Source organism: Micromonospora sp. NPDC050695, assembly GCF_040654415.1.
Classification (GTDB): Bacteria; Actinomycetota; Actinomycetes; order Mycobacteriales; family Micromonosporaceae; genus Micromonospora.
On sequence record NZ_JBFAHZ010000075.1, the window covers coordinates 1 to 20,609 of the forward strand.

Below are 20,609 nucleotides of genomic sequence, written 5' to 3' on the forward strand. Positions count from 1 at the left end.
TGAACGCCTTCCAGATCGCCTTCGAGGGCCGGCTCACCCCGGCCAACGACTGACCACCTCAACAACCAAGATCAGCCGTTAACTTGACACTCCCCGTCCCGAGGAGCCGGAAGCGTGATCGCCGGGTTTGGGGACGCATCGCGATGCGGTCGATCTGTTCATTACCATGCACGATGCTGCATGAACTTGCACTAGTGAGTCGTCCTTGTTAATCTCCTCTGCATAGTCATGCGGAGGTGAGTATGGGGATCCGAGTCGCGGTTGCCGGTGCGAGCGGCTACGCCGGGGGCGAGCTGCTGCGCCTGGTCGCCGGGCACCCGGAGTTCGAGCTGGTGGCCGCCACCGCCCACAGCCAGGCCGGGCACCGCGTCGACGTGGTCCATCCGCAGCTCACCGGGCTCGACCTGGTGCTCGGTGCGACCGACCCGTCCACCCTCGCCGACGCCGACCTGGTCTTCCTGGCCCTGCCGCACGGCGAGTCGGCGGCCCTGGCAGCCCAGCTCCCGTCCGAGGTGCGCATCGTCGACCTGGGCGCCGACCACCGGCTCGCCGACCCGTACGCCTGGGCGCAGTACTACGGCGGCACCCACGCCGGGCAGTGGACCTACGGCCTGCCCGAGCTGCCCGGCCAGCGGGAGCTGATCGCCAACTCGACCCGGGTGGCGAACACCGGCTGCTACGCGGCGGCGATCACCCTGGCGCTCGCGCCGCTGATCGCGGCCGGCGCGGCGGACCCCGCCGACGTGGTGGTGGTGGCCGCCTCCGGCACGTCCGGCGCCGGCCGATCGACCAAGGCGCACCTGCTGGCCAGCGAGGTGATGGGCGACCTGTCGCCGTACCGGGTCGGCACCCACCAGCACGTGCCGGAGATCAAGCAGGCCACCGGGGCGACCGGCCTGTCGTTCACCCCGGTACTCGCGCCGATGCCACGCGGCATCCTGGCCACGGTCACCGCGCGGCCGGCGCGTGGCGTCGACCCGCAGGAGGTGCTGGCGCAGGCGTACGCGGACGCGCCGTTCGTGCACGTGCTGCCGGAGGGCCGCTGGCCGCACACGGCCGCCACGCTGGGCTCCAACTCGTGTCACCTGCAGGCCACCGTCGACGTCGACTCGGGTCGGCTGATCGTGCTCAGCGCGTTGGACAACCTGGGCAAGGGTGCGGCCGGGCAGGCCGTCCAGAACGCCAATCTCATGGTCGGCCTGCCGGAGACGACGGGCCTGTCCAGCTGGGGAGTCGCACCATGAGCGTCACCACCCCTCGGGGGTTCCGGGCGGCCGGGGTGGCCGCCGGGCTGAAGACCAGTGGCGGCGCGGACGTCGCGCTGGTGGTCAACGACGGCCCGGACGCCGGTGTCGCCGGTGTCTTCACCACCAACCGGGTCAAGGCCGCGCCGGTGCTCTGGACGCAGCAGGTCGTGCAGGGTGGTGTGGTCCGCGCGGTGGTGCTCAACTCCGGTGGCGCCAACGCGTGCACCGGCCCGGCCGGATTCCAGGACACGCACGCCACCGCCGAGCACACGGCCGCCGCGTTGACCTCGGTCAGCCCGCGGCTGATCCTCGGTGCCGGTGAGGTGGCGGTCTGCTCCACCGGCCTGATCGGTGAGCGGCTGCCGATGCCGAAGCTGCTGCCCGGGGTCCGCTCGGCGATCCGGGGGCTCTCCCGCGACGGCGGTCAGGCGGCCGCCGAGGCCATCATGACCACCGACACCCGGCCGAAGACCACGGTGGCTCGGGGCAGCGGCTGGACGGTCGGCGGCATGGCCAAGGGCGCCGGGATGCTCGCGCCGGGGATGGCCACCATGCTCTGCGTGCTGACCACGGACGCGGTGGCCGGGCCGGCCGCGTTGGACGAGGCGCTGCGCGCGGCGACCCGGGTGAGCTTCGACCGGGTCGACTCCGACGGCTGCATGTCCACCAACGACACGGTGCTGCTGCTGTCCAGTGGCGCGAGCGGCATCGAGCCGACCCCGGCCGAGTTGGCCGCCGCGGTCACCGTTGCCTGTCACGACCTGGCCCAGCAGTTGGTCGCCGACGCCGAGGGCGCCACCAAGCAGATCGCCATCGACGTGGTCGGCGCCGCCGACGAGGACGACGCCGTCGAGGTGGGCCGCGCGGTCGCCCGCAACAACCTGGTCAAGACCGCGTTGTTCGGCAACGACCCGAACTGGGGCCGGATCCTCGCCGCGGTCGGCACCACGGCTGCCGCGTTCGAGCCGGACGAGGTGGATGTGGCGGTCAACGGGGTGTGGGTGTGTCGGGGTGGCGCGGCCGCCGAGGACCGGTCGAAGGTCGACCTCGCCGGGCGGGACGTGACCATCCGGATCGATCTGCACGCCGGCGGCTCGGCCGCGACGATCTGGACCAACGACCTGTCTCACGCGTACGTGCACGAGAACTCGGCGTATTCGACATGAGCCTCAGCGCCGATCTCAGCCGTGCCCAGGTCAAGGCCGAGACACTGATCGAGGCGTTGCCGTGGCTGGCGCGTTTCTCCGGCTCCACCGTGGTGGTCAAGTACGGCGGCAACGCCATGACCGACCCGGAGTTGCAGCGGGCGTTCGCCGCCGACATGGTCTTTCTGCGCTACGCCGGTCTCAAGCCCGTGGTGGTGCACGGCGGTGGCCCGCAGATCTCGGCCATGCTGGGCCGGCTCGGCATTGCCAGCGAGTTCCGGGGCGGTCTGCGGGTGACCACCGCCGAGGCGATGGACGTGGTCCGGATGGTGCTGGTCGGGCAGGTGGGCCGGGAACTGGTCGGGTTGATCAACTCGCACGGCCCGTTCGCCGTCGGTCTCTCCGGCGAGGACGCCCGGCTGTTCACCGCGGTGCGCCGCCCGGCGTACGTGGACGGGCAACCCGTGGACGTCGGCCAGGTCGGCGACGTCGAGTCGGTCGACGTGTCGGCGGTGACCGACCTGATCGACGCCGGCCGGATTCCGGTGATCTCCACGGTCGCGCCGGACGCCGACGGTGTCCTGCACAACCTCAACGCGGACACCGCCGCGGCGGCGCTGGCCATCGCGTTGGAGGCGCGCAAGCTCGTCGTGCTCACCGACGTGGCCGGCCTGTACGCCGACTGGCCGGACACGACCAGCCTGGTCTCCGAGATCACCGCGGACGACCTGGCCAAGCTGTTGCCCAGCCTCGAGTCGGGGATGGTGCCCAAGATGGAGGCCTGCCTGCGGGCGGTGCGTGGGGGAGTGCCCGCCGCACATGTCGTCGACGGTCGGGTGGCGCACTCCACGTTGCTCGAGGTGTTCACCTCGGAAGGGTTCGGAACGATGGTGATCGGGTCATGAGCGCCCTCGTGCAGCGCTGGGGTCAGACCATGATGGACAACTACGGCACGCCGCCGCTGGCCCTGGTGTCCGGCTCCGGTGCCGTCGTGGTCGACGACGCCGGCCGGGAGTACCTGGACCTGGTGGGCGGCATCGCGGTGAACGCCCTCGGGCACGCCCACCCGGCTGTGGTGGCCGCCGTGTCGAAGCAGGTCGCCACCCTCGGGCACGTCTCCAACCTCTACGTGGCCGAACCGCCGGTCGCCCTGGCCGAGCTGCTGCTGGCCCTCGCCGGCCGGCCCGGCCGGGTCTTCTTCGCCAATTCCGGCGCGGAGGCGAACGAGGCGGCGTTCAAGCTGTCCCGGCGCACCGGGCGCAGCCACGTGGTCGCCACCGTGGGCGGCTTCCACGGCCGCACCATGGGCGCTCTCGCGCTGACCGGCCAGCCGGCCAAGGCCGACCCGTTCCGGCCGCTGCCGGGTGAGGTGACCCACGTCGCGTACGGTGACGTCGCCGCGCTGGAGGCGGCGGTGACCGACGCGACCGCCATGGTGATCCTGGAGCCGATCCAGGGTGAGAACGGTGTGGTGGTCCCACCGGCGGGCTATCTGGCCGCGGCACGGCGGATCACCGCCCGGCACGGCGCGCTGCTGGTGCTCGACGAGGTGCAGACCGGCATCGGCCGTACCGGGCACTGGTTCGCGCACCAGGCCGAGGGTGTGGAGCCGGACGTGGTCACGCTGGCCAAGGGGCTCGGCGGCGGGCTGCCCATCGGTGCCACGCTGGCCTTCGGCCGGGCCGCCGACCTGCTCACTCCCGGCTCGCACGGCACCACCTTCGGCGGTAACCCGGTGAGCTGCGCGGCGGCGCTCGCCGTGGTGGCGACCATCGCCAACGAGGGGCTGCTGGATCACGTCAAGCGGGTCGGCGAGCGGCTGCGTCGCGGGATCGAGGCGCTCCGCCATCCGCTGATCGGTGGCGTACGCGGTGCCGGGCTGCTGCTCGGCGTGACGCTCACCGCGCCGGTGGCGACGGTCCTCGCCGAGGCACTGCGGGAGGCTGGCTTCCTGGTCAACCCGGTGCAGCCGGGTGTGCTGCGGCTCGCCCCGCCGCTGATCCTCAGCGTGGACCAGGCGGACGCCTTCCTCGCCGCTCTTCCCGCCGCCCTGGCCGCGGCAGCCCCGGCCGCCGCCGGAACCGACGCGGATCGTGGCGGGAAAGCGCCCCTTCGAGGGCCGGACCCTTCCACGATCTCGACGCCGACGCCGACGCCGACGCCGACGCCGACGCCGACGCCGACGCCGACCACCACGACCACGACCACGACCACGACGGGGACGACCGCATGATCCGGCACTTCCTGCGCGACGACGACCTCTCGCCCGCCGAACAGTCCACGGTGCTCGACCTGGCGGAGCGGATGAAGGCCGACCGGTTCGGTCACCAGCCCCTCGCGGGCCCCCGCTCGGTCGCGGTGCTCTTCGACAAGCAGAGCCTGCGGACCCGGATCTCCTTCGACGCCGGGATCGCCGAGCTGGGCGGGCACCCGCTGGTCGTGGACACCCAGGTCACCCACTTCGGCCGCGGTGAGACGCTCGCGGACGCCGGGCGGGTGCTGTCCCGCTACGTCGCGGCCATCGTGTTGCGGACCCACGGCGACGACCGGATCGCCGAGGTGGCGGGCGGCGCCAGCGTGCCGGTGATCAACGCGCTCACCGACGGTTTCCACCCCTGCCAACTGCTGGCCGACCTGCTCACCATCCGGGAGCGGTTCGGCGGTACCGCCGGGCGCACCCTCACCTACGTGGGCGACGGCGCGAACAACATGGCGCAGTCGTACCTACTGGCCGGCGCGACGGCCGGGATGCACGTACGGATCGCCGGGCCGGCCGGTTTCGCACCGGACGCGGCCGTGGTGGACCGGGCGGCCCGGATCGCCGCCGACACCGGCGGGTCGGTACGGGTGCTCACCGACCCGGCGCAGGCGGCCCGCGACGCCGACGTGCTGGCCACCGACACGTGGACGTCGATGGGCCAGGAGGCCGACGGTCTGGACCGGGTCACGCCGTTCCTGCCGTACCAGGTGAACAAGGAACTGCTCGGTCAGGCCGCACCGGACGCGATCGTGCTGCACTGCCTGCCCGCGCACCGCGGCGAGGAGATCACCGACGAGGTGCTCGACGGCCCGCAGAGCGCGGTCTTCGACCAGGCGGAGAACCGGCTGCACGCCCAGAAGGCGTTGCTGACGTTCCTGCTGGCCGCCACCGGGACGCCACGATGACCGCCCCGCTGACCCGCGCCGCCCGGCACGCCCGGATCGTGGAGCTGATCCGGGACCGGGCCGTGCGGTCGCAGACCGAACTGGCCGACCTGCTCGCCGCCGACGGCGTCGGCGTCACCCAGGCCACCCTCTCCCGGGATCTGGAGGAGCTGGGCGCGGTCAAGGTGCGCGGCGGCGACGGCCCAGCCGTCTACCTGATCCCCGAGGACGGCCACCGGCCGCTGCGCGACGCCGAGGCCGCACCGGCCCGGCTGGTACGGCTGCTGCGTGAACTGCTCAACGGGGTCGACTCCAGCGGCAACATCGCCGTGCTGCGTACCCCGCCGGGCGCAGCCCAGTACCTGGCCAGCGCGTTGGACCGGGCGGGCCTGCCCGAGATCGTCGGCACCATCGCCGGCGACGACACCATCCTGGTGGTGGCCCGCGGGTCCGTCGGCGGCGCCGCACTCGGAGACAAGCTCGCCGGCTGGGCCCGCCGGGAAGACACCGTTGAAGGGAACACCACACCATGACCGAGCGGGTCGTTCTGGCGTACTCCGGAGGGTTGGACACCTCCGTCGCCATCCCCTACCTGGCCGAGCAGACCGGCGCCGAGGTGATCGCGGTGGCCGTCGACGTCGGGCAGGGCGGCGAGGACCTCGACGCCATCCGACAGCGCGCCCTGGACTGCGGCGCCGCCGAGTCCGAGGTGGTCGACGCCCGCGACGAGTTCGCCGCCGACTACTGCCTGCCGGCGGTCCGGGCCAACGCCCTCTACATGGACCGCTACCCGCTGGTGTCGGCGCTGTCCCGGCCGCTGATCGTCAAGCACCTGGTGGCGGCGGCGCGTCAGCACGGCGGCACGATCGTCTCGCACGGCTGCACCGGCAAGGGCAACGACCAGGTCCGCTTCGAGGTGGGCCTGAACGCGCTCGCCCCCGACCTGAAGATCATCGCGCCGGCCCGGGACTTCGCGTGGACGCGGGACAAGGCGATCGCCTTCGCCGAGGAGAAGGGGCTGCCGATCGACGTGTCGGCGAAGTCGCCGTACTCCATCGACCAGAACCTGTGGGGTCGTGCCGTGGAGACGGGCTTCCTGGAGGACATCTGGAACGCCCCGATCGAGGACCTCTACTCGTACACCGTCGACCCGGCGCAGGACCGCGACGCCGACGAGGTCGTGATCACCTTCGACGCCGGCGTGCCGGTGGCGATCGACGGTGAGACGGTCACCCCGTACCAGGCGATCCTGGAGCTGAACCGGCGCGCGGGCGCGCAGGGCGTCGGCCGGCTCGACATGGTCGAGGACCGCCTCGTCGGAATCAAGAGCCGCGAGGTGTACGAGGCGCCCGGTGCGATCGCGCTGATCACCGCCCACCAGGAGCTGGAGGCGGTGACCGTGGAACGGGACCTGGCCCGGTTCAAGAAGAGCGTGGACCAGCGCTGGGGTGAGCTGGTGTACGACGGCCTGTGGTTCTCCCCGCTGAAGGACTCGCTGGACGCGTTCATCGACGACGCGCAGCGGTATGTGAGCGGTGAGGTGCGGCTGACCCTGCACGGGGGACGCGTCACCGTCACCGGTCGGCGCTCCGAGGCGAGCCTGTACGACTTCGGGATGGCCACCTACGACACCGGCGACACCTTCGACCAGTCCCTGGCGAAGGGATTTGTGCAACTGTGGGGCCTGCCGAGTCGGATGGCCGCCGCACGCGACGCCCGGATGGGTGGCTGACGAGCATGGGGACCACAATGGGCGGGGTGGACGACAAGAGCCTCACCGAGAACAGCGCCGGCACCAACCGGACGAGCCTGTGGGGTGGCCGGTTCGCCGGCGGCCCCGCCGAGGCGCTCGCCCGACTGTCGGTGAGCGTCCAGTTCGACTGGCGCCTGGCCCCGTACGACATCGCCGGTTCCCGGGCGCACGCCCGGGTCCTCGCCGGCGCCGGCCTGCTCGACCCCGAAGAGCTGGGCCGGATCCTGGCCGCGCTCGACGACCTGGAGGCGGCCTGCGCCTCCGGGGCGTTCCGCCCGACCATCGACGACGAGGACGTGCACACCGCGTTGGAGCGAGGGCTGCTGGAGCGGCTCGGCAGCCTCGGCGGCAAGCTGCGCGCCGGCCGGTCCCGCAACGACCAGGTCGCCACCGACCTGCGGCTCTACCTGCGCGACCACGCGCGGGGTGTGGCCAGCCGGCTCGTGGAACTGGCCGAGGCGCTGGTCGAGCAGGCCGAGCGGCACATCGACACCGCCGCGCCCGGCATGACGCACCTGCAGCACGCCCAGCCGGTCACTTTCGGGCACTGGCTGCTCGCCCACGTGCAGCCACTGCTGCGTGACCTGGAACGGCTGCGCGACTGGGACCACCGGGCCGCGGTCAGCCCACTCGGCGCGGGTGCTCTCGCCGGTTCCGGGCTTCCACTGGACCCGGTGGCCGTCGCCAAGGAGCTGGGTTTCCGGACGTCGTTCGCCAACTCGATGGACGCAGTCGCCGACCGGGACTTCGTGGCGGAGTTCCTCTTCACCACCGCCCTGATCGGGGTGCACCTGTCCCGTCTCGGCGAGGAGGTGGTGCTTTGGACGTCGCACGAGTTCGGCTGGGTGGAGCTGGACGACGCGTTCGCCACCGGGTCGTCGATCATGCCGCAGAAGAAGAACGCGGACATCGCCGAGCTGGCCCGGGGCAAGTCCGGCCGGCTCGTCGGCGGCCTGATGACCGTGCTGACCATGCTCAAGGGCCTGCCGATGACCTACGACCGGGACATGCAGGAGGACAAGGAGCCCGCGTTCGACGCGGTCGACACCCTGGAGCTGCTGCTGCCGGCCCTGGCGGGGATGATCTCCACGATGACGGTCCGGGTGGACCGGCTCGTCGCCGCCGCGCCGGTCGGTTTCTCCCTCGCCACCGAGGTCGCCGACTGGCTGGTCCGGCGCAACGTGCCGTTCCGCGACGCGCACGAGATCACCGGTCGGCTGGTGGCGCTGTGCGCGGCTCGGGAATGCGAGCTGGAGGACGTCTCCGACGCCGACCTGGCCGCGGTCAGCGAGCACCTCGACCCGTCGGTGCGCGACGTGCTCTCGGTCCGCTCGGCTCTCGCGGCCCGGACCACCCCCGGCTCGACCGGCCCCGGCCCGGTCGCCGACCAGCTCGCCGCCGCCGCGGACCGGCTGGCCGGCTGGCGGGAGTGGGCAACCGAGCGGGTCGTACCCCGCTGATCTCACCGTGGCGCCGGCGCGGACCGCCGGCGCCACGGCCGGTTCAGGCCGCCGGACGCTCCCGCCTGGGTAGCTTCGCCACCACCATGTCGTACGACCCGTCGACCGCCTCGGTCAGCTCGTCGGCGTCGATCCCACCGTCCAGGCGCAGCGTGTTCCACCCGGACCGGCCGATGTAGGCCATCACCCGGGCGTCGTCGGGGTGGCGGTGCAGCCACTCGTCGGCGATCTCGCGGGTCGGGCCGCACTTGATGCCGACGGTGGGTCTGCCGTCGCCGTTGCCGAGGAACGCGAAGATCCGGCTGCCCACCTTCACCACCTCGTCGCCCTCCCATGGCCGGTCCAGCCACGCTCCCGGCTTGGCCAGGCAGTACGCCAGCATCTCCGCGCGTTCCATGCGTCGCCTCCTCGTCGTGCGCACAGTCTGCCCGCCCGAGCGCCGTCGCAGGCGCGGCGTGCCGATCCGGGTGCCGGCTCGCACTCTCAGCCCGCCTCGCCTCGCCCCGCCTCGTCCCGCCCGCCGGCCCGCCGGGCAAGATCGTGCTCGATCCAGGATCCAGTGGCGTCCGCCGAGGGTGAGGCCACTACTGCACCTGCCCGTCCCGGTCGGCCAGCCTCGACTCCGCCGACGTCCCTGTTTGAGCACGATCTTGCACCGGCGAGCGCGGTCGTCAGTCAGCCTGCTCGGCGGAGCGGGCGGCGACCCGTTCGTAGCGCTGTCGGGCTGCCTGGGCGCTGCCCAGCCCCAGCCCGTACGCGATGGACTGCCAGGTCAGCCCCCGGTCCCGAGCCAGCGTCAACAGGCCCGCCTCCAGCGCGTCCAGCTCGGAGCGCACGTGCGGCAGCAGGGTCAGCGCGGCGGTGAGGTCGGCGCCGTCGACCGGCTCCTCCCCGGTCTCCCGCTCGGCTCCGCCGGCAGCCAGGGCGGTGACCAGGGCCACCGCCTCCCACGGGTCCAGCACGTACGGGTGGGCCCAGCGCCCGCGCCGCGCGTCGGAGCCGGCGTGCCGCTCGCTGATCCGTTGCAGCGCCTCGTGGGTGCGGTGCGCGCGGGCCCGGGCCGGGTCCGGCGGGTTGAACAGGTCCTCCGTCGTCATGGTCCGAGCAAAGCGCATCAACGGATACTTGTCAACACTTCGTTGAAGCGTGGCGGCACGGGCGTGCCGTGCCGCCACGCCACGATTCAGAGCGCCAGCTGGAAGCTGTGCTCGTCGGTGAGGGAGTTGCACAGCGCGTCGCAGGAGTTGCCGGTCACGACGCCGAACGCCACGCCGGGAGCGAACGGGAGCTCGGTCGCGGTCACCGCGATCCGCACCTTCTGGGTGGTCGCGTCGCAGGGCACCTTCCGGGTGGTCGTGCCGGTCCGCACCGACTCCCCGATCGCCTGGGCGACCTTCACCGTCAGGTCGACCTGCGTCGGCTGCGAACAGGTCAGGCTGACCGGAACGAAGACCGCCGCACCGTTGGCGTCGATCTTGCCAGTGCCCCCGAGTGCGACAGCGGTCAGCGGGGCGCCGTCGGTCAGGGCAGCCGCCCGCAGCGGGGCGTTGGCGCTCGCGGACGGGGCGAAGGCGAGCGTGGCACCGGCAGCGATCAGGCCGATGGTGACCAGGGGCCGACGGATGCTTCGTACGGTCATGATGGCTCCTCTTCGAATGTGCCGCCGCGCCGTGCGACGACACCGGATACACCCCTGGACCACCGGACGCGTTTCGCCGCGTGGATGTCCAACTGGTGAACGCTGGAGGCACCACGGGTGGCCGGTGCGATCCGTCAGCGGAATGGCCGGGTGCAGGGCTGGGTACCGTTCGGACATGGAGCTCGCGCCGAACGACCGCGGCGCCGACGCCGGCCTGGCGGCGTTGGCTGACCTGCTCGCCGGCCCACTGCTGCCGGCCGCGCGGGGCCTGCTGGGCTGCCGGCTGCACGCCGGCGGGGTCACTGTCCGGATCACCGAGGTCGAGGCGTACGCGGGCACGGCTGGCGATCCGGCCTCGCACGCCCACCGGGGCCGCACCCCGCGCAACGCCGTGATGTTCGGCCCCGCCGGGCACGCCTACGTCTACTTCACCTACGGCATGCACTGGTGCATGAACGTGGTCACCGGGGCCGAGGGAGAGGCCGCCGCCGTGTTGCTGCGCGCCGGTGAGGTCGTCGACGGGCTGGCCACCGCACGGGAGCGCCGACCGGCCATCCGGCGGGACGTGGATCTGGCCCGGGGGCCGGCCCGGCTTTGCGCCACGCTCGGCATCGACCGCGCGGCGTACGGCGGGTACCTGCTCGGCGACGGCCCGGTCCGGTTGCGCCCGCCGGCCCGGCCGGTGCCGCCGGAGGCGGTGGTGGCGGGTCCTCGGGTCGGCGTGACCGGCGCGCACGACCTGCCCTGGCGGTTCTGGCTCGACGGCGATCCGACGGTCAGCGCGTACCGCCGGCACGTCCCCCGCGTCCGGCGCTGATCGCGGCGCCCGGCGTGTGCGCGGCGACGTCTGTCGGGGGGAGTGGCCATAATCACCGCACCTGCTCACCGACGGTTCGGAGGACGTCATGGCGACGCTGCTCGCGATCGGTACGGCCAAGGGGTTGTTTCTCGCCACCACCGCCGACGACCGGCGCAGCTGGGAGATCACCGGCCCGCACTTCCCGATGACCGGTGTCTACGCGGTCGCGGTCGACACCCGGCGTGCCACGCCGCGACTGCTCGTGGGGATGACCAGTTCCCACTTCGGGCCCAGCGTCGCCACCAGTGACGACCTCGGCGCCTCGTGGGACGAGCCCGACCAGGCGCCGGTCGCGTTTCCGGCCGACACCGGGGCGAGCCTCGGGCGGGTCTGGCAGTTGACGCCGGCCGGCCCGGACGAGCCGGACGTCGTCTGGGCCGGCACCGAGCCCTCGGCGCTGTTCCGTTCCACCGACGGTGGCCGGAGCTTCGAACTGGTCCGCTCGCTCTGGGACCACCCGCACCGCCCGCGGTGGGAGGCCGGGTTCGGCGGCCAGGCCGTGCACACCGTGCTGCCCCACCCGCACGACCCGGCACGCGTGCTGGTCGCGATGTCCACCGGTGGCGTCTACCGCTCGGAGGACGCGGGGGCGAGTTGGGCACCGGGCAACACCGGCATCCGCGCCTACTTCCTGCCCGACGAGTGGCCGGAGTTCGGCCAGTGCGTGCACAAGGTCGCCCGCGACTCCGGCAACCCGGACCGGCTGTACGCGCAGAACCACCACGGCGTCTACCGCTCCGACGACGACGGCCGCACCTGGTCCTCGATCGCCGACGGACTGCCCAGCGACTTCGGGTTCCCGATGGTCGCCCACCCCTCGCGGGCCGGCATGGTGTGGGCGTTTCCGCTGGTGGCCGACGGCGAGAGGTTCCCCGCCGACCACCGCTGCCGGGTGTTCCGCTCCGCCGACGCCGGCGGCAAGTGGGAGTCGCTGTCGGTGGGGCTGCCCGAGGGTCCGTTCTACCCGGCGGTGCTGCGCGACGCGATGTGCGCCGACGACTCCACCCCGGGCGGGGTCTACTTCGGCACCCGCTCCGGCGAGGTCTACGCGAGCCGCGACGAGGGCGACTCCTGGTCGCTGGTGGCCGCGCACCTGCCCGACGTGCTCTGCGTCCGCGCCGCGGCGGTCTGACGTGGTCACCGTGCTGCTGCCCGGCCCGCTGCGGGGCGACGCCGGTGGTGCCAGCCGGCTGAGCGTCTCCGCCGTCGGCACGCTGCGGGCGGTCCTCGACGAGCTGGCCGTCGCGCATCCGCGGCTGGCCCGGCGGCTCCGCGACGAGCGCGGCGAGCTTCGTCGCTACGTCAACGTCTACGTCGACGGTGAGGACTGCCGGCACTCGGGCGGGCTGGCGACGCCGGTCGGTGTGGGCGCCGAGGTGCAGGTCCTGCCGTCGGTGGCGGGCGGCTGAGCCGACCGCGGAGGCCCGATAACCCGCCGGACGTCCGGTTATCGGGCGTGACCGGTGCCACTCCGAGATACGCCGCCCACGGAATAGTTGCGTCGTCAAATAAGTTGTGAGCTGCGTCCGGGTACCAGGGCGGCACCCGGTTGACACGCGAGGAGCTGGTCATGCAGTTCGGAGTCTTCACCGTCGGCGACGTCACGGTCGACCCGACCACCGGTCGGGAGCCGACCGAGCATGAGCGGATCAAGGCGATGGTCACCATCGCGTTGAAGGCCGAGGAGGTCGGCCTGGACGTCTTCGCCGCGGGCGAGCACCACAACCCACCGTTCGTGCCGTCGTCGCCGACCACCATGCTCGGCCACATCGCGGCACGCACCGAGCGGCTGCTGCTGTCCACCTCGACCACGCTGATCACCACCAACGACCCGGTGAAGATCGCCGAGGACTACGCGATGCTCCAGCACCTGTCCGACGGCCGGGTGGACCTCATGATGGGCCGCGGCAACACCGGCCCGGTGTACCCGTGGTTCGGCAAGGACATCCGCGCCGGCATCCCCCTCGCGATCGAGAACTACGACCTGCTGCACCGGCTGTGGCGCGAGGACGTGGTCGACTGGAAGGGCAAGTACCGCACCCCGCTGCAGTCGTTCACCTCGACGCCGCGCCCGCTCGACGGGGTGCCCCCGTTCGTCTGGCACGGCTCCATCCGCAGCCCGGAGATCGCCGAGCAGGCCGCCTACTACGGTGACGGCTTCTTCGCCAACCACATCTTCTGGCCCAAGGAGCACACCCAGCGGATGGTCGGCCTCTACCGCGAGCGGTACGCGCACTACGGCCACGGCACCGCCGACCAGGCCATCGTCGGCCTCGGTGGGCAGGTGTTCATGCGGCGCAACTCGCAGGACGCGATCCGGGAGTTCCGGCCGTACTTCGACAACGCCCCGGTCTACGGCCACGGGCCGTCGATGGAGGAGTTCACCCGGGAGACGCCGCTGACCGTGGGCAGCCCGCAGCAGGTCATCGACCGCACGCTCGGCTTCCGCGAGTACGTCGGTGACTACCAGCGCCAGCTGTTCCTGATCGACCACGCGGGGCTGCCCCTGAAGACCGTGCTGGAGCAGCTCGACCTGCTCGGCGAGGAGGTCGTGCCGGTGCTGCGCAAGGAGTTCGAGTCGCTGCGCCCCGCGCACGTGCCGCAGGCGCCCACCCACGCCTCGCTGGTCGCCGCCGCCGGCGGTGCCAAGGACAGCACCGTGCACGCCGTGGACGACGTGACGGGCAGGGCACCGGAGGGGGCGACCCGATGACCCGCCGCACCCTGGCCGTGGTCTCGGCGGGGCTGAGTCAGCCCTCGTCGACCCGGCTGCTCGCCGACCAGCTCGCCGGGGCGACCCGCGACGAGCTGGCCCGGCGGGGCCACGAGGTGGAGCTGCACGTCGTCGACCTGCGGGAGTACGCCCACGACGTGGTGAACAACATGCTCACCGGGTTCCCGCCGACCGCGCTGAAGGAGGCCATCGACGCGGTGACCGGGGCGGACGGCATCATCGCCGTCACGCCGATCTTCAGCGCGTCGTACAACGGGCTGTTCAAGTCCTTCTTCGACGTGCTGGACTCGGGGTCGCTGGTCGACCGGCCGGTGCTGATCGGGGCCACCGGCGGCACCGCCCGGCACTCCCTGGCCCTGGAGCACGCCGCCCGCCCGATGTTCAGCTACCTGCGGGCGGTGGTGGTCCCCACCGCGGTCTTCGCCGCACCCGAGGACTGGTCGGACGGCACCGCCGACGGCGCGTTGCGGGGTCGGATCCGGCGCGCCGCCGGGGAGCTGGCCGACCAGGTCGAGCGTCGACCGCCGGCCAGCGGTCCCGCCGACCCGTTCGCCCTCACCACCGACTTCCTGCAGATGCTCGGCCGCGGCGGCGACACCCCGGTCAGCTGACCGGGTGGGCGACCAGCACCGGGCAGTGTGCGTGGTGGATGACGGCCTGACTGACCGAGCCGAGCAGCAGCCCGGCGAATCCGGCCCGGCCCCGGGTGCCGACGACCAGCAGCGACGCCGTACCGCTGGCCTCGATGAGCGCCTGGGCCGGGCCGACCGCACGAACCGGATGTTCCCGTACCACCAGGCCGGCATGCTCGGCCCGGACGGCGGCGGACGCGTCGGCGAGCAACCGCACCGCCTCGGCCTGGTACGCGGCCTGCGACTCCTCGATCTCCTCCGGCACCGGCCGGTCGGTGTCCGGTGGGCCGACGTGCACCAGCACCAGCGGCACGGCGCGTAGCGCGGCCTCGTGCGCGCCCTGCTCCGCGGCGAGCCGGGACGACTCGGACCCGTCCACACCGACCAGCACGGGTGCGTCCACGCCGATGGGCTGCTCGTCCGGGCGGACCACCAGCACGGGGCAGTGCGCGTGCGCGGCGACCTGCGCGCCCACCGAGCCGAGCAGCAACCCGGCGAACCCGCCCAGCCCACGGCTGCCCACGACGACGAGGTCGGCCCGGCGGGACTCTTCGACCAAGGTGGCGCCGGGGCCGCCGGCGACCTGGCGTACCTCGACGGTGAGGCCGGGCCAGCGGTCGCTGAGGTCGGCCGCGGCGCGTTCCAACATCTTCTGCGCCTCCTCGGAGGGCGCCGGCACCCCGAGGTCGTACGGGTTGAGCGGCACGCCGTAGCCGAGCGGGTGCAGGTAGCCGTGCACCAGCAGCAACGGGCGCGACCGGAGCAGGGCGGCGTGGGCCGCGTGTTCGGCGGCGACGAGGCTGGACGGCGATCCGTCGACACCCACCACGACAGGTCGGTTCATCGGCACTCCCTGGGTCGGTCAGGTCATTGTCGGCGCAGCCGCCGTACAAGGCCGGCATTTGCCGGTACGCGCCGCGGTGCGCCGCACGGACCTCTCCATCTGTTCGTACCGATGTGTCGGGTGCTGTCGGCAGGGCCGGACGCCACGGTCGGCGGGCCGGAGGTCCCGCGTTGTCACAGCCGGGACGTACCCTCACGCGATGACTTCCGACGTGCTGCTCCGCCCGGTGCGCGAGGACGACCTCGTGGAGTTCTTCCTGCATCAGCAGGACCCGGAGGCCAACCGGATGGCCGCCTTCGTCGCCAAGGACCCGTCCGACCACCGCGAGTTCGCCCGGCACTGGGCGCGGGTGCTCACCAACCCGGCGAACCTGGTCCGCACCATCGAGGTCGACGGCGAGGTGGTCGGCTACGTCAGCTCCTTCCCGGTCGACGAGCAGACCGAGGTCAGCTACTGGATCGACCCGGCCCGCTGGGGCCGCGGTCACGCCACCGCGGCCCTGACCGCCCTGCTGCGCGAGCTGCCCCGGCCCGTGCACGCCCGCGCCGCCAAGGACAACGCCGCCTCCCTCGCGGTGCTGCGCAAGTGCGGGTTCGTCGTGGTCGGCGAGGATTCGGGGTACGCCAACGGCCGCGGCGCCGACGTGGAGGAGTGGCTGCTGGAGCTGCCCGCCGACGCCCCTGACCTGGGCGGGCACTAGTCTCGCGGGGTGAACTGGTTGGATCTCGTCGGCTGGGCCGGCTCCGCGGTGCTGGTCTGGTCGCTGCTGCAGTCGCGCGTCCTGCGGCTGCGCGCGATCAACCTCGTCGGCTGCGTCGTCCTGATCGGCTACAACGCCGCGCTCGCGGTCTGGCCCATGGTCGGGCTCAACATCGTGCTCGCGGTGATCAACATCTGGTATCTGCGCGGCATGCTCGCCACCCGGCACGACGAGAAGACCTACCAGGTGGTCGAGGTCGGCGTCGATGACCAGTTCCTGGCGCACACCCTGCGGGTGCACGCTCCGGACATCAGCCGCTTCAACCCCGACTTCCGATGGGCGTCGGACACCGCCGACCGATCCGCCTTCCTGGTGGTCACGGCCGACGAGGTCGTCGGGGTGGTGCTCTCGCACGCCGAGCCGCGCGGGGTCGCCCAGATCGACCTGGACTACGTCACCCCGAAGTTCCGCGACTTCACCCCCGGCGAGTTCGTCTACCGGCGCAGCCGCCTCTTCACCGAACGCGGCTTCCACCGGGTCGTCAGCCCACCCGGCATGGTCGCCCCCTACTACCACCGGCTCGGGTTCCGCCCCGAGGGCGGCTCGTACGTCCTCGACCTGCCCGCGCCGGCGACCACCGATCCGGCGTAGCGTCACCCCGGCAGGATTCGGTCGACGCCGTACGGGGCACAGAAGCGCGTACGCCGGGCGGGCCAGCCGACCGGCGGGCGCCGCGCGTACCGGCCGGCGCCACCACCGCAGAGGGAGCGAACCGGGCGTGCAGAGCTACGGGAGCCAACTGGCCCTGGTCGGAATCCTGGTCGTCATCAACGCGCTCTTCGCAGGCAGTGAGATGGCGTTGGTGTCGCTGCGGGACAGCCAGATCCAACGGTTGGAACGCACCAGCCGGGCCGGACGGGTGCTGGCCCGGCTCGCCAAGGACCCGAACCGCTTCCTCGCCACCATCCAGATCGGCATCACCCTGGCCGGCTTCCTGGCCTCCGCCGCGGCGGCGGTCTCCCTGGCCAAACCTCTCGTGCCGCTGCTCGGGGTGTTCGGGAACGCCGCCGAGACGGTGGCCATCGTGGTGGTCACCCTCGCGTTGACCTTCGTCACCCTGGTCTTCGGCGAACTGGCCCCGAAGCGGATCGCCATGCAGTCCGCCGAGCGGTGGGCGCTGCTGGTGGCCCGCCCGCTCGACCTGCTCGCCAGCCTCACCCGCCCGGCCGTCTGGGCGCTCGGCGCCACCAGTGACCTGGTCGTCCGCCTGGTCGGGCTGAACCCCAAGCACCAGCCGGAGGAGATCGGCCCGGACGAGCTGCGCGACATCGTCGCCGGCAACCACGGCTTCACCAAGGAGCAGCGCACCATCATCGCCGGCGCCGTGGAGATCGCCGACCGGCGGTTGCGGGCTGTGCTCGTACCCCGGTTGCAGGTCTTCACGCTCGACAGCGGGACCACCGCGGAGGCCGCGCGGCTCGTGCTGGCCGCCACCGGGCACTCCCGGGCGCCGGTGGTGCGCCACGGCGGCCTGGACGACACCGCCGGTGTGATCCACCTGCGTGACCTGGTGGGCGTGCCCGACGACCGGCCGGTCGACGAGATCGCCCGCCCGCCGATGCTGCTGCCTGACTCCCTGCCGGTGGTGGACGCGCTGCGCCAGTTCAAGGCCGAGCGCCAGCACATCGCGCTGGTCGTGGACGAACGCGGCGCCGTCGACGGCATCGTGACGCTGGAGGACATCCTGGAGGAGATCGTCGGGGAGATCTACGACGAGACCGACCGGGACGTGAGCTCGGTGCGTCGCGAGCCGGACGGCGCGATGGTGCTGCCCGGCACCTTCCCGGTGCACGACCTGCCGGACATCGGCGTCGAGCTGCCCTCGCGCCCGGCCGGCGACTACACCACCGTCGCCGGGCTGGTGCTGGCCCGCCTCGGGCACATCCCCACCGTCGCCGGGGAGGACGTGACCCTGGACGGCTGGGAGCTGATGGTCACCGGCATCGACCACCGGGCCATCACGGAGGTACGGCTGAGCCGGGTGCCCGACGAGGCGGAGGCCGAGCCCGACGTCGAGCCGGTGCTGGACGACGCCCGCAGCTGACCCTCGGGTGTCGCCCGCTCAGTCGCGGGAGAGGTTCTGCAGACGCACCTGTCCGCGGGCGACCAGCCGCTCGTCGGCGTCGGTGATCTCCACCTGCCAGAGCTGCTGGCTGCGCCCCCGGTGCACCGGAGTGCCAACCGCGCTCAGCTCGCCGTCGCGGACGGCCCGCAGGAAGTCGGTCTGGTTCGACACCCCGACGACCGTTCCCCGGTCGGCCAGCCAGAGCGAACCACCCACGCTGGCCGCGGTCTCCACCACCGAGCAGTACACCCCGCCGTGCTGGATGCCGAACGGCTGGTGCAGCTCCGGGCGGACCCGCCACGTGATGACCACCCGGTCGGCGGTCGCCTCCTCGAACGTCAGGCCGAGCAGGGCGACGAACCCACCCGTCAGATCCGGCATCTCCACGGCGAAACCCTCCTCGATCAACGGGGCGCAAGCCTAACCGGGGCGGGTTGCGCCAAACCCGGTACGGGTCGGCACCGGCGATGGGGGAGAATCGGTGACCGTGACCGACAGCAGCCCCCCGCCGCCCGGGCGGGACTCCCTGACCGACGACCTGCTCTGGCGTGGCCTGATCCAGGACTCGACCGGCCTCGACGAGCTGCGCGAGCTGCTCGACGGTGGGAGCGCCGCCACCTATTACGTGGGTTTCGACCCGACCGCGCCGAGCCTGCACGTCGGCAACCTCATGCAGGTCCTCATGGCCCGCCGGCTGCAACTCGCCGGCCACCGCCCGTTGCTGCTGGTCGGCGGGGCGACCGGGCAGATCGGTGACCCGAAGGAGAGCGCCGAACGGACGCTCAACCCGCCCGACGTGATCGCCGGCTGGGTCAGCCGCATCCGTGATCAGCTCGCGCCCTTCGTGTCGTACACCGGTGAGAACGCGGCCCAGCTGGTCAACAACCTCGAGTGGACCGGCGAGATGTCGATCATCGAGTTCCTCCGCGACGTGGGCAAGCACTTCCCGGTCAACAAGATGCTGGCCCGGGAGGTGGTGCGGGCCCGGCTGGAGACGGGCATCAGCTACACCGAGTTCAGCTACCAGCTGTTGCAGGCCAACGACTTCTTCGAGCTGCACCGTCGGCACGGCTGTCAGCTCCAGTTCGGTGGCTCCGACCAGTGGGGCAACATCACCGCCGGCGTCGACTACGTCCGCCGGCGAGGCGCGGGGCCGGTGCAGGCGTTCACCACGCCTCTGGTCACCAAGGCCGACGGTACGAAGTTCGGCAAGAGCGAGGGCGGCGCCGTCTGGCTCGACCCCACGATGACCAGCCCGTACGCGTTCTACCAGTTCTGGCTCAACGTGGACGACCGGGAGGTCGACCGCTACCTGCGGTACTTCAGCTTCCGTAGCCGCGACGAGCTGGAGGAGCTGGCGAAGGCCACCGCCGAGCGGCCGGCCGCCCGGCTGGCCCAGCGGGCGCTCGCCGAGGAGCTCACCACGTTGGTGCACGGCCCCGAGGAGGCCCGGCAGGCGGTCGCCGCCAGCCAGGCGTTGTTCGGCCGGGGTTCGCTCGACGAGCTGGCCCCGGAGACGCTGCGCGCCGCCCTGACCGAGGCGGGCCTGGTCCGCCTCACCGGCGAGCTGCCCGACGTGGCCGGGCTCCTGCGGGACTCCGGGCTCGCGAGCGGCCTCAAGGAGGCGCGTCGGGTGATCGCCGAAGGCGGCGCGTACGTCAACAACGACCGGGTGACCGAGGTCGACGCGACGGTGTCCCCGGCCGATCTGCTGCACGGGCGATACCTGGTGCTGCGCCGGGGCAAGCGCTCGTTTGCGGGCGTTGAGCTGGGTGAATAGCGAACCGTCGACAATGTGACGGGGGACGCGTCCGGCGGATTTGACGATCACTCCGCCGGACGCGTAACTTTCTCTCTGCCAGCGCGGAACGGACGAAACAGGCGAAAGCCGAAAGCGGCCGGAGCGCGGCGAAGGCCTCGGGGTCGGGCGGCTTGCCCACCGGATCCCGGACCGGGAGGTGCCACCAGAAACACCGCGAGGCGGATTTGGTGCGGCGAAACCGACCGGGTATGGTTGGCAGTCGGCAGGGCACCGGGCGAGCTCGCGGGAAACCGCGGCGGCCGGCCTGCCAAATCCGTGACGAGAGCGGCGTGAGCCGGTCGAGACATGGTGCCCGCATTACCGGATGAAGCACGACGAACCGCGAAACACCGGTTTGACACGGCGGAAACGAGCGGGTAACGTAGTAAAAGTGCCTGGCGCTGGAAAGTGCCGGGACGCAGAGCGGAAAAGCCCCGAAACGGGGTTCCACGGAATGTGGGGCTTCTGATCGGTGTGTGGTTGTTCTTTGAGAACTCAACAGGGTGCTTGTAAAGCCAGTGCCAAT

Annotated in this window: 22 protein-coding genes; 17 read left to right on the plus strand and 5 right to left on the minus strand. The window is 72.3% G+C overall.

From position 1 onward, the window contains the following. Positions 1-242 precede the first annotated feature (242 nt). Genes argC through argH form a run of 8 tightly spaced genes read left to right on the plus strand, consistent with a single transcriptional unit; the run spans position 243 to position 8,749 of the window. Positions 243-1,244: an N-acetyl-gamma-glutamyl-phosphate reductase gene (gene argC, locus AB0H52_RS29730; protein ID WP_357951543.1), complete on the plus strand. Its 1,002-nt coding sequence runs from the start codon at positions 243-245 to the stop codon at positions 1,242-1,244. Continuing rightward, positions 1,241-2,413, plus strand: a complete 1,173-nt coding sequence (argJ, locus tag AB0H52_RS29735; RefSeq protein ID WP_278123107.1) for a bifunctional glutamate N-acetyltransferase/amino-acid acetyltransferase ArgJ — start codon at positions 1,241-1,243, stop codon at positions 2,411-2,413. The genes argC and argJ overlap by 4 nt, the downstream gene beginning before the upstream one ends. After that, positions 2,410-3,297 (plus strand): acetylglutamate kinase, encoded by an 888-nt coding sequence (argB, locus tag AB0H52_RS29740; protein ID WP_357951545.1) that lies wholly within the window; start codon positions 2,410-2,412, stop codon positions 3,295-3,297. The genes argJ and argB overlap by 4 nt, the downstream gene beginning before the upstream one ends. Beyond that, the gene (locus AB0H52_RS29745) at positions 3,294-4,625 is read left to right on the plus strand and encodes an acetylornithine transaminase (protein ID WP_357951547.1); all 1,332 of its coding nucleotides are present in this window, start codon (positions 3,294-3,296) and stop codon (positions 4,623-4,625) included. The genes argB and AB0H52_RS29745 overlap by 4 nt, the downstream gene beginning before the upstream one ends. Next, complete coding sequence (argF, locus tag AB0H52_RS29750) at positions 4,622-5,557, plus strand: ornithine carbamoyltransferase (RefSeq protein ID WP_278123105.1); 936 nt, start codon at positions 4,622-4,624, stop codon at positions 5,555-5,557. Before AB0H52_RS29745 ends, argF begins: the two co-directional genes overlap by 4 nt. After that, the gene (locus tag AB0H52_RS29755) at positions 5,554-6,069 is read left to right on the plus strand and encodes an arginine repressor (protein WP_357951549.1); all 516 of its coding nucleotides are present in this window, start codon (positions 5,554-5,556) and stop codon (positions 6,067-6,069) included. The genes argF and AB0H52_RS29755 overlap by 4 nt, the downstream gene beginning before the upstream one ends. After that, on the plus strand, positions 6,066-7,268 hold the full coding sequence (locus AB0H52_RS29760; protein WP_357951551.1) for an argininosuccinate synthase: 1,203 nt from the start codon (positions 6,066-6,068) through the stop codon (positions 7,266-7,268). The genes AB0H52_RS29755 and AB0H52_RS29760 overlap by 4 nt, the downstream gene beginning before the upstream one ends. Before the next feature lie 17 nt (positions 7,269-7,285). Further along, positions 7,286-8,749 (plus strand): argininosuccinate lyase, encoded by a 1,464-nt coding sequence (argH, locus tag AB0H52_RS29765; protein ID WP_151487747.1) that lies wholly within the window; start codon positions 7,286-7,288, stop codon positions 8,747-8,749. A gap of 43 nt (positions 8,750-8,792) precedes the next feature. Here argH and AB0H52_RS29770 read toward each other — a convergent pair whose 3' ends face one another. The 3 genes from AB0H52_RS29770 to AB0H52_RS29780 all read right to left on the minus strand — a co-directional run bounded on the left by AB0H52_RS29770 (position 8,793) and on the right by AB0H52_RS29780 (position 10,388). Beyond that, entirely contained in the window at positions 8,793-9,146 is a 354-nt protein-coding gene (locus AB0H52_RS29770) for an MmcQ/YjbR family DNA-binding protein (protein ID WP_151487746.1), read from the minus strand. 274 nt (positions 9,147-9,420) lie between these two features. After that, entirely contained in the window at positions 9,421-9,846 is a 426-nt protein-coding gene (locus AB0H52_RS29775) for a DNA-binding protein (RefSeq protein ID WP_151487745.1), read from the minus strand. An 86-nt stretch (positions 9,847-9,932) separates the two neighbouring features. Beyond that, on the minus strand, positions 9,933-10,388 hold the full coding sequence (locus AB0H52_RS29780) for a hypothetical protein (RefSeq protein WP_151487744.1): 456 nt from the start codon (positions 10,386-10,388) through the stop codon (positions 9,933-9,935). Between the two features lie 175 nt (positions 10,389-10,563). Here AB0H52_RS29780 and AB0H52_RS29785 point away from each other — a divergent pair, with 175 nt between their 5' ends. The 5 genes from AB0H52_RS29785 to AB0H52_RS29805 all read left to right on the plus strand — a co-directional run bounded on the left by AB0H52_RS29785 (position 10,564) and on the right by AB0H52_RS29805 (position 14,592). Continuing rightward, positions 10,564-11,205 carry a DNA-3-methyladenine glycosylase gene (locus AB0H52_RS29785; RefSeq protein ID WP_151487743.1) on the plus strand — a complete coding sequence of 214 codons (642 nt, stop codon included), beginning with the start codon at positions 10,564-10,566 and terminating at the stop codon, positions 11,203-11,205. Between the two features lie 88 nt (positions 11,206-11,293). Continuing rightward, the gene (locus AB0H52_RS29790; protein ID WP_151487742.1) at positions 11,294-12,379 is read left to right on the plus strand and encodes an exo-alpha-sialidase; all 1,086 of its coding nucleotides are present in this window, start codon (positions 11,294-11,296) and stop codon (positions 12,377-12,379) included. 1 nt (position 12,380) lies between these two features. After that, positions 12,381-12,656: a MoaD/ThiS family protein gene (locus tag AB0H52_RS29795; RefSeq protein WP_151487741.1), complete on the plus strand. Its 276-nt coding sequence runs from the start codon at positions 12,381-12,383 to the stop codon at positions 12,654-12,656. A 161-nt stretch (positions 12,657-12,817) separates the two neighbouring features. Further along, positions 12,818-13,960 carry an LLM class flavin-dependent oxidoreductase gene (locus AB0H52_RS29800; protein ID WP_151487740.1) on the plus strand — a complete coding sequence of 381 codons (1,143 nt, stop codon included), beginning with the start codon at positions 12,818-12,820 and terminating at the stop codon, positions 13,958-13,960. Continuing rightward, positions 13,957-14,592, plus strand: coding sequence for an FMN reductase (locus AB0H52_RS29805; RefSeq protein WP_151487739.1), 636 nt, complete (start codon positions 13,957-13,959; stop codon positions 14,590-14,592). The genes AB0H52_RS29800 and AB0H52_RS29805 overlap by 4 nt, the downstream gene beginning before the upstream one ends. Here the strand turns inward: AB0H52_RS29805 and AB0H52_RS29810 are convergent. Continuing rightward, the gene (locus AB0H52_RS29810; RefSeq protein WP_192580095.1) at positions 14,585-15,463 is read right to left on the minus strand and encodes a universal stress protein; all 879 of its coding nucleotides are present in this window, start codon (positions 15,461-15,463) and stop codon (positions 14,585-14,587) included. The two genes, AB0H52_RS29805 and AB0H52_RS29810, sit on opposite strands and share 8 nt — an antisense overlap. A 193-nt stretch (positions 15,464-15,656) precedes the next feature. Between AB0H52_RS29810 and AB0H52_RS29815 the strand changes: the two genes are divergently transcribed. From AB0H52_RS29815 to AB0H52_RS29825, 3 genes are all read left to right on the plus strand, one after another. Further along, the gene (locus AB0H52_RS29815; RefSeq protein ID WP_151487737.1) at positions 15,657-16,157 is read left to right on the plus strand and encodes a GNAT family N-acetyltransferase; all 501 of its coding nucleotides are present in this window, start codon (positions 15,657-15,659) and stop codon (positions 16,155-16,157) included. Between the two features lie 9 nt (positions 16,158-16,166). Then, complete coding sequence (locus AB0H52_RS29820) at positions 16,167-16,808, plus strand: YgjV family protein (protein ID WP_151487736.1); 642 nt, start codon at positions 16,167-16,169, stop codon at positions 16,806-16,808. A 127-nt stretch (positions 16,809-16,935) separates the two neighbouring features. Then, complete coding sequence (locus AB0H52_RS29825; protein ID WP_151487735.1) at positions 16,936-18,261, plus strand: hemolysin family protein; 1,326 nt, start codon at positions 16,936-16,938, stop codon at positions 18,259-18,261. A gap of 18 nt (positions 18,262-18,279) precedes the next feature. Here AB0H52_RS29825 and AB0H52_RS29830 read toward each other — a convergent pair whose 3' ends face one another. Further along, the gene (locus AB0H52_RS29830) at positions 18,280-18,687 is read right to left on the minus strand and encodes a PaaI family thioesterase (RefSeq protein WP_225854095.1); all 408 of its coding nucleotides are present in this window, start codon (positions 18,685-18,687) and stop codon (positions 18,280-18,282) included. An 82-nt stretch (positions 18,688-18,769) separates the two neighbouring features. Between AB0H52_RS29830 and tyrS the strand changes: the two genes are divergently transcribed. Further along, positions 18,770-20,062 carry a tyrosine--tRNA ligase gene (gene tyrS, locus AB0H52_RS29835; protein ID WP_151487809.1) on the plus strand — a complete coding sequence of 431 codons (1,293 nt, stop codon included), beginning with the start codon at positions 18,770-18,772 and terminating at the stop codon, positions 20,060-20,062. Positions 20,063-20,609 lie beyond the last annotated feature (547 nt).

What these genes read in the sequence shown, in the direction of transcription:
- argC (WP_357951543.1), top strand. Translation starts at nt 243, where the DNA reads ATGGGGATCCGAGTCGCGGTTGCCGGTGCGAGCGGCTACGCCGGGGGC.
- argJ (WP_278123107.1), top strand. Translation starts at nt 1,241, where the DNA reads ATGAGCGTCACCACCCCTCGGGGGTTCCGGGCGGCCGGGGTGGCCGCC.
- argB (WP_357951545.1), top strand. Translation starts at nt 2,410, where the DNA reads ATGAGCCTCAGCGCCGATCTCAGCCGTGCCCAGGTCAAGGCCGAGACA.
- AB0H52_RS29745 (WP_357951547.1), top strand. Translation starts at nt 3,294, where the DNA reads ATGAGCGCCCTCGTGCAGCGCTGGGGTCAGACCATGATGGACAACTAC.
- argF (WP_278123105.1), top strand. Translation starts at nt 4,622, where the DNA reads ATGATCCGGCACTTCCTGCGCGACGACGACCTCTCGCCCGCCGAACAG.
- AB0H52_RS29755 (WP_357951549.1), top strand. Translation starts at nt 5,554, where the DNA reads ATGACCGCCCCGCTGACCCGCGCCGCCCGGCACGCCCGGATCGTGGAG.
- AB0H52_RS29760 (WP_357951551.1), top strand. Translation starts at nt 6,066, where the DNA reads ATGACCGAGCGGGTCGTTCTGGCGTACTCCGGAGGGTTGGACACCTCC.
- argH (WP_151487747.1), top strand. Translation starts at nt 7,286, where the DNA reads ATGGGCGGGGTGGACGACAAGAGCCTCACCGAGAACAGCGCCGGCACC.
- AB0H52_RS29770 (WP_151487746.1), bottom strand. Translation starts at nt 9,146, where the DNA reads ATGGAACGCGCGGAGATGCTGGCGTACTGCCTGGCCAAGCCGGGAGCG.
- AB0H52_RS29775 (WP_151487745.1), bottom strand. Translation starts at nt 9,846, where the DNA reads ATGACGACGGAGGACCTGTTCAACCCGCCGGACCCGGCCCGGGCCCGC.
- AB0H52_RS29780 (WP_151487744.1), bottom strand. Translation starts at nt 10,388, where the DNA reads ATGACCGTACGAAGCATCCGTCGGCCCCTGGTCACCATCGGCCTGATC.
- AB0H52_RS29785 (WP_151487743.1), top strand. Translation starts at nt 10,564, where the DNA reads ATGGAGCTCGCGCCGAACGACCGCGGCGCCGACGCCGGCCTGGCGGCG.
- AB0H52_RS29790 (WP_151487742.1), top strand. Translation starts at nt 11,294, where the DNA reads ATGGCGACGCTGCTCGCGATCGGTACGGCCAAGGGGTTGTTTCTCGCC.
- AB0H52_RS29800 (WP_151487740.1), top strand. Translation starts at nt 12,818, where the DNA reads ATGCAGTTCGGAGTCTTCACCGTCGGCGACGTCACGGTCGACCCGACC.
- AB0H52_RS29805 (WP_151487739.1), top strand. Translation starts at nt 13,957, where the DNA reads ATGACCCGCCGCACCCTGGCCGTGGTCTCGGCGGGGCTGAGTCAGCCC.
- AB0H52_RS29815 (WP_151487737.1), top strand. Translation starts at nt 15,657, where the DNA reads ATGACTTCCGACGTGCTGCTCCGCCCGGTGCGCGAGGACGACCTCGTG.